Below are 12,690 nucleotides of genomic sequence, written 5' to 3' on the forward strand. Positions count from 1 at the left end.
AACCATACCTCATCCTTTGAAAAGCATACCCAATTCCGCCTCGGACGGGCCCCTATCCTGCAAGGGAAGAATAATAACAATTGATGTCCCCCCGCCGCTGCAGGAATTCATTGTGAACGAAAAGCCCTCGGGGTAACACAGCTTCAGGCGGCAATACGCATTCTTCATCCCTACGTGCTCACCGATATCATCGTTATCCTCCAGATACCGGAGCAGTTCCTCCAGCTTGTCCGGGGCCATGCCGGTCCCGTTATCCTCGAAGCTCAAGCTCAGCCGGTCCGCCTGCACGGTGACCGAGATTACGATATTCCCCTTATCCGGGCTTGATTCAATGCCATGAATACTGGCGTTCTCCACGAACGGAAGCAGAATCATCTTGGGAATCCGCTGCCTAAGCGCCGCCGGATCAGCAACAATGCTATATTCCAGCTTGTCGCCGAAGCGGTATTGCTGGATGGTAAGGAAGCTCTCAATCACTTCCAGCTCCTCGCGGACAGTAACATCGTTATGACTCCAGGAGAGCGATTTGCGAAACATTTTGGCCATATGCTGAATGATCTTCGCGGTCTCCTTCTCCCCCTTGATGATACTGCGCATACGGACCGATTCCAGCGAATTGAACAGAAAATGGGGATTGATCTGGCTGTGAAGGGCATGAAGCTGTGCCTGCTGCTGCTTCAGCTCCAGATTCTTCTTCTGAATATCCGCGACATAGACTTCATTAATCAGACTGTGGATCGTTTCGGTCATCCGGTTGAATTCGGCTGTCAGCTGCCCGATCTCATCCCTGGCATCTTCAGGGGGAATCGTCTCGAAGTTCTGGGCCTTCACCTTCTTCATGTGCCTCAGAATCCGCACCAGCCGCACATGAATGGACCTTGACATGACAGCTATGATAATTGTAGGCAGTACAAAGTTGATGCAAGCCAGCCAAATGACAAAGGACCGCGACTTGCGTACCTCCTTCAGCACACTCCCCTCGTCCATAACACCCTTCAGGGCCCAGCCCTCCAGATAATTAATCCCGCTGTACGCTTCAGCAAAGATCCGGGAGCTGCCAGGAAAGCTGATCTCATGAAAATAAATATCCTTCGTAAGGTTCACATTCTCCCCCCCGAACTGCACTCTGCCCTGAGGGTCCACCAGATAGACCTTGCCGTCAAATCCGCTTCCATGAAAAATTTCGTGAATCTGCTCCATATTCAGGTCAATCTTGACGAGCTGCTCGAAGCCGCCGGTATTGTAATTATTCAATCTCTGAATCAGGCTAAACTTCCGGTCTGTATAGACAAAGGTTGGATAGGAAGCAGAGGAGGCCAGGGACCGGGTATACCAGCCGGACTTTCGGATCTCGCCGGTTAACCGCTCCATATAGCCGGAGACTAAGATGGTGGGATTATCCGTATACACCTGATACCAGCGGACCCCCTGCATATTCTGATCGGCCAGCGCGCCCCTCAGGTAAGAATTGAAGGTCTCCACGTATTCCTTTTGGCTGGCAAATTTGCGGGTAATGGTTTTGTTGAAGATGGCGTCGGTATACAGCGAATACGAAAGGCCAACCCCCTGATCAATCGTCACCCGCAGGTCGTTTTTCAGATTACTCAGCGCCATATCCGCGTCACGGATTTTTTGATTTCGTATATTAGAAGTGGTCACATTATAGAACACGACATTCGTCAGCACGATAGGAATAAAGACCGACAGCACGTACATCAGCAGCAGCTTGTCGCGCAGCTTCAGGTAATTCAGGAGGTTCTTCATAGGCCCCCCTTATTCTTTGCCGATCAGCATATTCCGGTATTCAGACGGCGTCAGCTGTTCCAGCTTTTCAAATTGGGTTACGAAATAATCGGCATTCTGAAAACCGACCCTGCCTGCAATCTCATACATTCTCAAATCGCTCTGCCGCAGCAGCTTCTTGGCTTCATGCACTCTAAGCTCCAGGAGATATTCATTGAAATAGACGCCGTAGGTCTTGCGGAATAGACGCCCCAAATAAACTGCATTCATATAAAACATGGCCGCTATACTCTTAAGGCTGATATTCTCGTGGTAATGAGTGTCTATGTATTGCTTGATCGGCTTGATCCCCCCCAGGCTATTCTCTCTGCGGAGCCGCACCATATATTCCGCCGCTTCTTGTATGGCCTGCAGGAAATGCTCCTGCAGCATCGGCAGACTCCACTGCCCATGACCCTGTTCTGCCAGTCCCTTAAGCCGGAGGATTTCCGCCTCGTTGCCGTCCATCGCTGTAATCACGCCAAGAATGCCCGTCATACACCGGGCGAGCGAGCCGGTCACGGCTTGCGGGGTGAAGCGCTGTTCCTGGAATAAGGTGAACATGTTGTTCACCGTCTGCTGATAGTCTGTCATGTTGCCCTCCTCCAGCTCCAGGATCAGCTTGCTTGCCAGTACCGGACTCATATCAAACACGTACAGTGCTTTCTCCCTAATCTGTGCATATGTAATGACTCCAGTATTCTCGGCATATTTGTGCCTTGCTGCTTCGTTAGCCTCCGAATAAGAGCGGTGGACATGGGCCAGCATGTCCACCGGATCACCCGCATACAGGCTCAGCTCTGTATGTAGCCGTTCTATTAGAGCTGTGCGCAGCCGCTTCAGATGAAGCGCAAGTCCGCCGCTTTCGATCCGGTCCAGGCAGAGCAGCATTCCGAACACCCCCGGCTGCTGCTCAAGGACGGGAATGCCGGCTCCTCCCGCTTCAATAGAATGAAGCACCTCCTGGAATTGCTTCAGGGTGACCGGCCTCTCCTGCGGGTCCATATGAAGCTCGGTCACCGTGTAGAGAAATCCGTGTTTACCCTCCAGCCCCAAGGCTGCTGCATAAGGTTCGGCCTCCTCCGGCTGGAGGCTCTCTTGCACCAGTGCTTCCATAATTGCACTTGTCGTTAGATCATCATTGGTCAGCGCGGCAATCCGCTTCCGGCCCATGGCATACGACAGCTTCCGGAGCGCAGCGGTCATCTCCTCTTCATCGATGGGCTTCAAGATGTAATCATGAACCCCGTAGCGCAAGGCCTGCTGCGCATACTTGAAATCGTTGAAACCGCTGATTATGATGAATATCAGAGGCAGTCCAGCCTGTGTATACACACTGCGGATCAGATCCAGCCCATCCAGAGTGGGCATACGGATATCCGTAATCACGAGGTCAGGCTCCAGTTGTTCAATCATCTCCAGCGCTTCAGCGCCATTATTGGCCTCTCCCACAACGCTGAATTTCAACGCTTCCCAAGGAATGATTTCCAGGAGCCCTTTGCGAACATACACCTCATCGTCTACCAGCAACACTTTGAACATGATACCCCTCCTTATTTTCCAAAAAAATCCCGGCCCGTAAACGCACTGTACAAGCTGCTGTTTACAGGCCAGGATAGGGTTGCCTATTGAAACTGGAGTGAATGGTTTCTATTCTGTAACGATTAAGGTAGTGTCGGCTTCGACTTCGGTGTCGGCCTCATAAGTAGTATCCGTTACTGAGCTTTTGCTGCTTCCGAGTGTGGCTACGAAGGTAGTTACACTAAGCGCAGGCAGTTGGGCGGTGAAAGCGCCGTTCGACACATTAATGTTAGCGCCGGCAGCCACCTTCCGGTTGGCGTCGGTAATCCACGAAGCAAAGCTGGAGGCTGTGCCGTTCTGCAGGACGAACCGCTGGCTGACCGCCGAAGTGCTTTTATTAATAGCGACAATAACTGCCTTGTTACTGCCCTTGTAAGCCGAGACATAGACATTGGTATTCGGGTTCTTCGTGGCGTCCACTCTTACATAACCCGGGCGGACGAACTTGGAGAACTGGGCCATGCTGTCCCCGCGCTTGCTGATACTGCCGTCTTCATTCATCGGGCTGTATTGACGGCGGATATACCACCATACATAAGCCTGGAAATCCCCTTCCACCAGCGCATTGTGCATATGGTACGCTACTTCCAGCGCTTCCGGCCACAGGTTGGCCGAGTTGTTATTGCTGTTCGGGTAATAGACCTCGGTCATCCACAGCTCTTTGCCTGCGCCTTTCTGCTTGAAAAGCGGATAGGCAAAGTTGTTCACCTGTGTTCCATACAAATGCGCCCCCAGAATGTCCATATTGGCCAGTGCCTGGGAATCATTCAAAATCGGGTCGGACATATTCTTCAGATATTGAAAGGACTCGGGAGCAATGACCCTGCAGTTAATCGCACCGGCATAATTCTTCATAAAGTTCAGCATTTCGGCAGGCGTCCACCAGGTCCAGGTCTCAGCATAGTCCGGTTCATTCTGCACTGAGATTGCATACAGGTTAACCCCGTTATTCTTCATGTACGTCACGAAATCATTCAGATGCTGGGCGTATGCACCATACTTGTCATATCTGAGCCGCTTGGCTGAGGTATTCCCATTGTGGTTGAAGGTCTCCGTCATACTTGCAGGAGGATTCCAGGGTGAAGCGAAGACGATGGCTCCCTTGGCAACGGCCGCCTTGGCCGTGTCCAGCTCCTTAGACCAGTTGTTCTTGTTATCGTCCACAGAGATTCTCAGAATGGATAATCCCAGCTGGTTTGCCCCGTTGCCGAAGGCGGTCTCCCGCTGTGCCGCTGTCAGATCGCCGATCCAGACCGGATGGTTGATGCCCCCGAATCCGCGGATCACCTGCTTCTGGGCGGACAGATTGACCGTCACATCGCTGGCTGCTGAAACTTTGGGTGGCGGTGGCACCACCAGCATAGACAACATAGTTACCGTTGCCAGCAAGGTACATAGTGATTTTTTAAACGTTGATCTCATTGCTTCATCTCCTTATTATATGATTTCTGCACAACATTCCTGCCGAATCCTGCCTCTGGTCGCACCCCCTGTCTACTGAAGCGGCAGCTGTACCCTGTACAGGCTTGTCCTTTTTCCTTGCAACACTTGCAAGCGCTTCCTATTCCTGTATTATATTAAATAGTTGCTATATCGTCGTTGCATATCAGCGATACTATATTGCGCGGATACCAATAATCCTTATATATCCAATTAGAGGAATGGATGCCATGGAGCAGCTTGCCCAGTATGTGTTCTCCCCGATCCCCGAAGAAATAATCTGCTTCCACAAATCAACCACCACGGAGCAGCTCAGCCCGGCTCAGCCTTACCACCGGCACGATGCCTACGAAATCTACCTGTTCCTGAGAGGCAATACCTATATGTATGTGGAGCAGTCCTGCTATAAGCTCTCCCCCGGCGATCTGATTCTGATCCGTCCAGGTGAGATGCACCGCTGTGTCTGTACCGACAACCAGACCTATGAACGGATCGGGCTGAACCTGAGAAGATCCGCCCTGCGGCGGCTGTCCAGCAGCCGCACGAACCTGATGGCCTGCTTCAACGACTTCCCCTCGGGGCTGAACACGCTGATCCGGCTCTCCCGCGACCAGTGCGCCCTCTATTCCAGACTGGCGGACCAATTGATCCATAGCCTGCACTCCGAGGAGTACGGACAGGATCTGCTGGCCGATTCCTATGCCACCCGGCTGCTTGTATTCATCAACACTCTGCAGCAGTCTTCCGCCGCCCTGCCGCATAATCTCATGCCGGAACTGGTCCGCAAGACGATGGCTTACATCGAGGAGCATTTGCTCGAACCTATTTACTCCGCCCAGCTGGAGCAGGAATTTCATTACAGCGGCAAATATATCAGCCAGCTGTTCAAAGAGCACACGGGACTTACCGTCCGCTCCTATATTGTGGGCAAGCGTGTCTCTCTGGCCATGAGCCACCTTACCTCCGGCAAGAGCGTCGCGGCCGCCTGTGAGCTGTCCGGCTTCAGCGATTACGCCAACTTCATCCGCAGCTTCACCAAGGTAGCCGGGATGTCCCCGGGCAGATACCGGGCCAGTATGCTGTCCTGAGTGCCCGGGCATTCTTTTGAACAAGGTAACGTTAATTATAGCTGTCTTTTCACCTTACGTTCGTCGTAATGTGTGATACTGTATCGTTAGGGTGCTGTCGCTTTTGGGACAGCCCCATATTTTTGGCAGAATATCAGCATTGAGAATTAATAGCGCTACTCGCTGTCCTCCTCCCAGTACTCGCCAACCAGACCTTCAATAATACTGCTGCTGGCCCAAGGCATCAGGCAGAACCAGGTGCTGGCCGGTGAACCGTCACTGTAGGTCTCGGTTACCAGCCCCTCGGAATGGCAGAATCTCTCGGACATCCAGCCCGTCAGGCCGTGATCGAACTCCCGGTCATACCGGTTGTAGGTCTGACAGCCCCAGCCGACGGTATCCAGCATCCGCTGCTTCACATACGGATCTTCACACCGCTTCACATAATAATACAGCTCATCTACCACGCTGCTCGACATAGGATGAATATGCGGATTGGCGACGGAAGTCACGCTTCCCCCGCAGCTCGACCACCCCACCGTGCTTAGCGGCGGCACCTGAACTGGTGAATTGTAAACAAATTTGAAGGTGAACTCGTAAGCAAGCGCATCTCTCATATGATCCAGATACAGCTCATCCCCAGTGAGGGCGTGCAGATATCTGACCGCTCTGATGTACGCCAGAATCCCTTCAGAATCTACCGCCTTATCCGCATCAAGCGGCCCCCCATAACATTCCATCCGTTTCACATAGGTCTCATAATAATGCCGCTCGCTGCGCTTCAGGCTGTCCAGATGCGACCGGTTTCCGGTTAACCAGCTATAGTAGGCTATGGCAGCCATGATCCAGGTCCCGCCGAAGGAATCATATTCAAGCCCGGCACCGGTTCGCTCGGAGAGAATCGTAGGGTATTCACCGTCCGAATTCCGGCTTCGTTCCAGTACGGGGAGAATCTTCCGCACGAAGTCCACCCACTCCTCGTGAACGACATGCTTGAGCCGTTTCTCGTATTCATAGGCCTTCATAATATAGAACAAGGCCTGTCCGCATAGATAAGCGGAATGTCCGGGCGTGCGCATCCCGTCAAACCACCAGCCGTGAATGCTCCATTCCCCGTCCTGATAGGCCTCGTAAGGGAGACCTGAAGCCGGGTTCAGGGAGTTCGCGATGATATTCTCAATGCAGGAGAGGGCCTGCCCGCGCATAGGCTCATCTCCCAGCCGCAGCGCAGCCATCAGCATAGGAGTGGCTACAGTTAGACCGTTTGTCCAGCTGGTGGAGATGATTTTATTGTACCGGTATCCGCCTGTCTCCTTGTCCTCATAGACAAAAGTTGTGTAACTCCGGTCCTCAGGCAGCCACGCATATTGATAGATGGCCTTCGACAGATCGGCCGCAGCGCTCCTGATCCCGCTGCCGGGTCTTGGGGGCTGATAATAGCGGAAATAGATGTCTTCCAGCGCAGCATTAATGCCCAACTCAGACTCAGCCTTGTAGTCATACAAATCCAGCATGAACGCTACTGACTCTGAGGCCGCCAGTTCAAAGCAGTTCTCCTCCAGCGGTGCCCGTTCCTTGACAAGACGCGATTTGATGAACAGAAGCGGAGCATTCTCATACCCCAGCGTATAGCCTACCGTTCCCTTGGCAAGCGAACAGGTGAAGCCGCCATACTGGTAGAACTCCCCTTCATGCCCGGGCCTCCACTGGGACTTCACCCCATCTTGGTGTACAAAGTAAGGGCTGGCACACAGTCCCCATACCTTGCCGTTGTCATATACCAGCGCCGCCGGATGCGATAACCGGTCGCTTCTGACCATCCACCAGGGGGAAGAAGGACGCAAGGGCTGCCCCTCCCTTAATCTCGGAAATTCGTTCGGGACATTCTGCGGAGCTTCTCCCCGGTTGCGGCCATACATAAATGCGGGAAGAAAAAAGCGCGGATCAGCCTTGGCGAACGGCAACTCCACATGAATGACGCCTGACCAAGGCGTGCTGTTCAGATTCGTGATCTGTACATGAGCCTGAAAGGGGTGCCGAGCACTGCCTGTCCCGTCTGTTATCTCAACGGATGCATGTAGTCCATGCCCGTTAAGTCCGGTATATTCAGGATCTTCCTGAGCCTTGCTTCTTGCCGTTATGATCAGTTCCACTATCCTGTCCTCCAGTCTGTTGTAATACGATAAAAGGGTTGCAAATCATATTCCTAAATGCTAGGATAATGTCATTTTAAAGTAGTTCCAGAGAAGAATCATTGCAGGTTCCGCTGTTATTATTGCGCGAAATGATCCGGAGGTTACCCATGAACGAGCCATTTGAGCTTCGCTATGACCCTATCCATAAAGATTACCTCTACCTGCACAGGACAACCACCTATAATATGGGAACCTTCTATCACCGCCATGAAGCGTATGAGCTGTACTTATTTCTGCGCGGCAACGTCAAGTTCTATATTGAGAACAGTTGCTACCACCTGCAGCGCGGAGATCTGCTTGTGCTGAACCCGGAAGAAATGCATCGTTCCTTCAGCCAGGATGAATCGGAATATGAACGGATTACGATCAATCTCCAAAAATCTTATCTGCACCGCCTGTCTACTCCGGCTACCCCTCTATCCTGGTGCTTCGACTACCGCCCGAAGGGTAAGGGCAACATCGTGCATCTGGAGGAAGCCGAGCTTCAGCAGGTTCTCCGGTTGACCGGCGATCTGGAGGAGGTCCTCTCATCGGATGCGTATGGGGCAGATATCCTCGCCAATAGCATGCTTGCTCAATTATTGGTGCTGACCAACACCGTGTTTCATAGATCAAGCATCGTTCCTGCAGATATCATGCCGGAGCTGGTCCGCAGGACCATGGAGTATATTGATGCCCATCTGGGCCAGACCCTCACGCTTGAACAGCTTAGCAGCACCTTTCATTTGAACAGCACCTATATTAGCCGCCAGTTCAAACAACACACAGGCTTAACGCTCCGTTCCTATATCCTGGACCGCAGGATTTCGTTAGCCAAGGCTTACCTCCGCGACGGGCTTAGCCTTACCGAGGCATGTTATCAATCCGGCTTCAGCGATTATGCCAATTTCATCCGCAGCTTCACCAAGGTGGCCGGAGTATCCCCGGGCAGATATGCCAAGCAGGAACTGTAGAACGTCTCGCGGGAAGTGGAGCGGGCGGGAGCGGTGTATGCGGAAGGCGGGACTGGATCATTAGGGCTGGGGATTTACAGATTGCGAGGAGTGTTGCATACAGTTGAGAGCGCGGCGGACTTATACAAGTGGAAATTGTACATCTAATTTGGCGGTAAAGGGGTACGTAAACTAATTAGTTGGAAAAATGCAGCTTGCTCAGCCCGACTTCTGCTAAATCCATCGGATTCCAGGAATTAAGTGTACTTTTTCCAACTGCTTGCTCTCAACCCTCGATTTCGGCAAAATTAAGTGCCTTTTTTCCAACTATATCCGCCCTTCCCTCTTGCTACGAATCACATAAGGCTCCCAGCCAAGCCAGTGGTTATTGTATAAAAAAAGCCTCCCATAACGGGAGGCTTGAAGGGTTGGAGACTTGCAAGCTTCGAGGCTTCGAGGCTTGCAATCTTGAAGGCTTGCAAACTTACATTGCAACTTAAACTCAATCTACTTCTTATACCCAAAATCCGGGATCTTCGTCCATCTCCGGCGCAGCTCGTGCGCTGCCGCCTTGGGCTTGCGGTCACGGGTGAAGATGCCTTTCTTGTTCCCCTGCACCCGGATGATACCCTGGCTGGTGGCAAAGTCGGCAAAATTCCATACCTGCTCGCCCACAAACTCCTGGAACTCGTCAAAGACCTCGTGGTTAGCCTTGTAGAACGCCACCTGATACTCCTCTGTGAACATGATCGGCTCCACATCATGCAGTCCGGCCACGGTATCGGTTCCATATTCGGTCATCATCATCGGCTTGCCGGGGCACCGCCGGCTCCAAGCTTCCAGCTCCATCCGCAGCTTGACCTTCGCTGACTCCAGATCTCCCCCGTCCACATACCAGCCGTAGTAACGGTTGAAGGCAAGCACATCGATCAGCTCAGAGATTCTATCGTTCGCCGGGGATGCCTCAATATGCGTCACCAGGGTCACCGGACGGTGCTGCGGGTCTTCTTCCCGCAGCTGCTCAATCAGCGGCTTGAAGTATTCGTACGCTCCGTCCTCATAAGATGCCGGTTCATTAGCAACATTCCACATCACAACACAGGCATGGTTCTTATCCCGGTTAATCAGCTCCCGGATCACCTGCTGGTGATGCCCGAAGGTCTGGACCTCTGCCCAGGTATCCTTCTTCGAACCTCCTGAGAACATCACCAGGAAATTAAGATCCAAGCCTACCGCCGGGGTCTCATTGATCACGACGAAGCCTTCACGGTCGGCCAGACGCATCACTTCCTCGGCATACGGATAATGCGCCGTGCGGAAGGAGTTGGCCCCGGACCATTTCATCAGATTGAAATCCATAATGTTCGCCGCTTCATCCAGGCCCCGTCCATGGAACGGGGTATCCTCATGTCTGCCGTAGCCCTTGAAGTAGAACGGCTCGCCATTGATCAGGAACTGTCCGTCCCTCACTTCGACCGTCCGCACGCCGAACGGCAGCTCATAGACATCAACCAATTGCCCTGATTGCAGCAGTTCGATTCTCAGGGTGTACAAGTAGGCGTTCAGCGGCTGCCATAGTCTGACAGATGGAATATCCATTACACCGGACGGCTCCGTCCCTGAGCAGACCGCCTTCCCCTCTTCATCTAGTACCGTAACCCGGATATCGGCTTCGCCGGTAATATCAGTACTATATCGGACGGTTCCGTTTTCGCCCTCGTAAGAAGTGACTAAAGTGACGTCCTCCACGAAGGTTCGCGGCGTAGAGTAGATCCGCACCGGCCGCTGCAATCCGGCAAAGTTGAAGAAATCAAAGTTCGGCTGGTTCTTCACCCTAAGCTTCCCGTCCGGCCCTTCGGTCTCCGTGTACAGGCCAACAGGCAATGTGGTGTAATCCACGACATTATGAACAGCCACCGTCAGCCGGTTCGTTCCAGGCCGGATATAGTCATTAATCACGCCCTCGAAGGGAAGGAAGCCGCCGGCATGCTCCATCACCAAGCTTCCATTGATAAATACCTTCGCCTTATGGGTCGCCGAGCCGAAGCGCAGCACCAGCCGTTCATTCAGGATGTTCGCCGGGAGCGTCAGCTCCCGCTCGTACCACACCCAGCCGACATGATTACGAATCTCCGGGCTTACGCCAAGATCATTGTAAGCCGAGGGCACCGCCATTGGGATCGTATCTGTGAGCTTCGATGCCTGCCAGCTCTCGTCCCAGCCGGAGCCATCGTCCAGCTTGAAATTCCATACCCCGCCCAGATCATACAGACTGCGGGTTTCCGTCATTATTGGATATAGCACGGGCAGCACTCCTATCTAATCTGTGATATCTGCTTCTTAGGATTTGGAATCAATAATCTTCTGAATCTTGGTTTGAGCATGCTGAATCGTATCATCAATACTTTGACCGGACAGCAGCATTTTGTCGAACTCCTCCAGCAGCACCTTCTCCAGCTCAGCGTGATAAGGCACTGCCGTAGCTGCAGTAGTAGATTTGGTATTCTCCAGAACATAGAGCAAGGAAGCTTTGTCGATCATTTCCGGGGTCTTGCTGCCTGCAATGATCCGGTCCACCACATCATTCAGATTCGCTTTTTTCCAGGACGGGATATTCTTCCCTTGCAGTACAATCCCTTCAGTGGAGAACCAGCGGATGAAGGTGTAGGCTTCGTCTTTATGCTTGGACTTGCTGTAGATGCTCAGGACATCCCCGCTCACGTTCGATGACATTGGATCTTCCGCTTTCATCTTAGGCAGCGGAGCGAACACGGTCTTGAAGGTAGCTGGAATGGTATCCGTTCCACCAGTCTCCGGGATCAGGAAGGTCCCCGTAACAAGCATACTGGTGTCCTGGTTGAAATATTGCGGTCTGTAGTTCAGCTTCTGGCTGACCACCTCGGAATACGGGGTTGCGGAGCCTTCCGCTTCTCCCCGAAGCCGCAGCTCAAGCGACTTGCGCATGAACGGATTGTCGATATTGGCGGTCTTTCCGTCATCGGTAGTCAGATTGGCATTCACCGGCTGGCCGAAGTTCTGCACCACGTAGCCATATTGAATCCAGCTGTGGAAGTAGGTTCCGTACCGGGTTTTATCGCCCGTTTTCTTCGTCATCGCCTTGGCGTAATCCATGTACTGATCCCAGGTCCAGTCCTTAGGCAGCTCAAGTCCCGCCTCCTTCAGATGATTCTCATTAATAATAACCAGACCCTGGGAGGACTTGCCGGGCAGTCCATAGACCTTGCCGTCAATACTGGTATCGGATGTATATTCGTCCTTGAAATTAATGCTGTCCTTGGCCAGATAATCATCCAGCGGCTCAATCATCCCCAGGCCTGCACGCTGGGACAGGAAGGTCATGTTACTGAACATGAGGATATCCAGATCATCGCCGCCGGCCACCGCAAGGTCCAGCTTCTTATAATACTCGTTGGAGTTGTTGTCCTCCGCAGAGGCGAATTCCACCTTGATGTTCGGATGCTGCTTCTCGAACTCGGCAATGACGATATCCCAGTTGTCCATTTTTTGGGCATACCAGTTGCTCAGCTTAATGGTTACCGCTTGTTCTGCATCTGTTCCGGCACCCGTTGCCGCCGGCTCCTTCTCTGCATTGCCGGCCCCTCCGCAACCGGATACCAGCAGGGATAACAGCGGTACAGCGATGAATAGATTGCGTTTTACTTTTGACATGAT

Annotated in this window: 8 protein-coding genes; 2 read left to right on the plus strand and 6 right to left on the minus strand. The window is 52.6% G+C overall.

The features are described 5' to 3' along the window. Window positions 1-9: 9 nt before the first annotated feature. From MKX42_RS21560 to MKX42_RS21570, 3 genes are all read right to left on the minus strand, one after another. Window positions 10-1,764: a cache domain-containing sensor histidine kinase gene (locus MKX42_RS21560; RefSeq protein WP_340754469.1), complete on the minus strand. Its 1,755-nt coding sequence runs from the start codon at window positions 1,762-1,764 to the stop codon at window positions 10-12. 9 nt (window positions 1,765-1,773) lie between these two features. Beyond that, window positions 1,774-3,324, minus strand: a complete 1,551-nt coding sequence (locus MKX42_RS21565) for a response regulator transcription factor (RefSeq protein ID WP_340754471.1) — start codon at window positions 3,322-3,324, stop codon at window positions 1,774-1,776. 108 nt (window positions 3,325-3,432) lie between these two features. Then, window positions 3,433-4,785: a glucuronoxylanase gene (locus tag MKX42_RS21570; RefSeq protein ID WP_340754473.1), complete on the minus strand. Its 1,353-nt coding sequence runs from the start codon at window positions 4,783-4,785 to the stop codon at window positions 3,433-3,435. A gap of 248 nt (window positions 4,786-5,033) precedes the next feature. Here MKX42_RS21570 and MKX42_RS21575 point away from each other — a divergent pair, with 248 nt between their 5' ends. After that, the gene (locus MKX42_RS21575; protein WP_340754474.1) at window positions 5,034-5,891 is read left to right on the plus strand and encodes an AraC family transcriptional regulator; all 858 of its coding nucleotides are present in this window, start codon (window positions 5,034-5,036) and stop codon (window positions 5,889-5,891) included. Between the two features lie 155 nt (window positions 5,892-6,046). Here the strand turns inward: MKX42_RS21575 and MKX42_RS21580 are convergent, their stop codons facing one another. Next, window positions 6,047-8,023: a hypothetical protein gene (locus MKX42_RS21580; protein ID WP_340754475.1), complete on the minus strand. Its 1,977-nt coding sequence runs from the start codon at window positions 8,021-8,023 to the stop codon at window positions 6,047-6,049. Between the two features lie 149 nt (window positions 8,024-8,172). Here MKX42_RS21580 and MKX42_RS21585 point away from each other — a divergent pair, with 149 nt between their 5' ends. After that, the gene (locus MKX42_RS21585) at window positions 8,173-9,018 is read left to right on the plus strand and encodes an AraC family transcriptional regulator (RefSeq protein WP_340754476.1); all 846 of its coding nucleotides are present in this window, start codon (window positions 8,173-8,175) and stop codon (window positions 9,016-9,018) included. A 486-nt stretch (window positions 9,019-9,504) separates the two neighbouring features. Here the strand turns inward: MKX42_RS21585 and uidA are convergent, their stop codons facing one another. Further along, window positions 9,505-11,301, minus strand: coding sequence for a beta-glucuronidase (gene uidA / locus MKX42_RS21590; RefSeq protein WP_340754477.1), 1,797 nt, complete (start codon window positions 11,299-11,301; stop codon window positions 9,505-9,507). A gap of 36 nt (window positions 11,302-11,337) precedes the next feature. Then, complete coding sequence (locus MKX42_RS21595) at window positions 11,338-12,687, minus strand: ABC transporter substrate-binding protein (protein WP_340754479.1); 1,350 nt, start codon at window positions 12,685-12,687, stop codon at window positions 11,338-11,340. Between the last annotated feature and the right edge of the window lie 3 nt (window positions 12,688-12,690).

The organism is Paenibacillus sp. FSL R7-0204 (genome assembly GCF_038002225.1).
Taxonomy (GTDB): Bacteria; Bacillota; Bacilli; order Paenibacillales; family Paenibacillaceae; genus Paenibacillus_AQ.

What these genes read in the sequence shown, in the direction of transcription:
- MKX42_RS21560 (WP_340754469.1), bottom strand. Translation starts at nt 1,764, where the DNA reads ATGAAGAACCTCCTGAATTACCTGAAGCTGCGCGACAAGCTGCTGCTG.
- MKX42_RS21565 (WP_340754471.1), bottom strand. Translation starts at nt 3,324, where the DNA reads ATGTTCAAAGTGTTGCTGGTAGACGATGAGGTGTATGTTCGCAAAGGG.
- MKX42_RS21570 (WP_340754473.1), bottom strand. Translation starts at nt 4,785, where the DNA reads ATGAGATCAACGTTTAAAAAATCACTATGTACCTTGCTGGCAACGGTA.
- MKX42_RS21575 (WP_340754474.1), top strand. Translation starts at nt 5,034, where the DNA reads ATGGAGCAGCTTGCCCAGTATGTGTTCTCCCCGATCCCCGAAGAAATA.
- MKX42_RS21585 (WP_340754476.1), top strand. Translation starts at nt 8,173, where the DNA reads ATGAACGAGCCATTTGAGCTTCGCTATGACCCTATCCATAAAGATTAC.
- MKX42_RS21595 (WP_340754479.1), bottom strand. Translation starts at nt 12,687, where the DNA reads ATGTCAAAAGTAAAACGCAATCTATTCATCGCTGTACCGCTGTTATCC.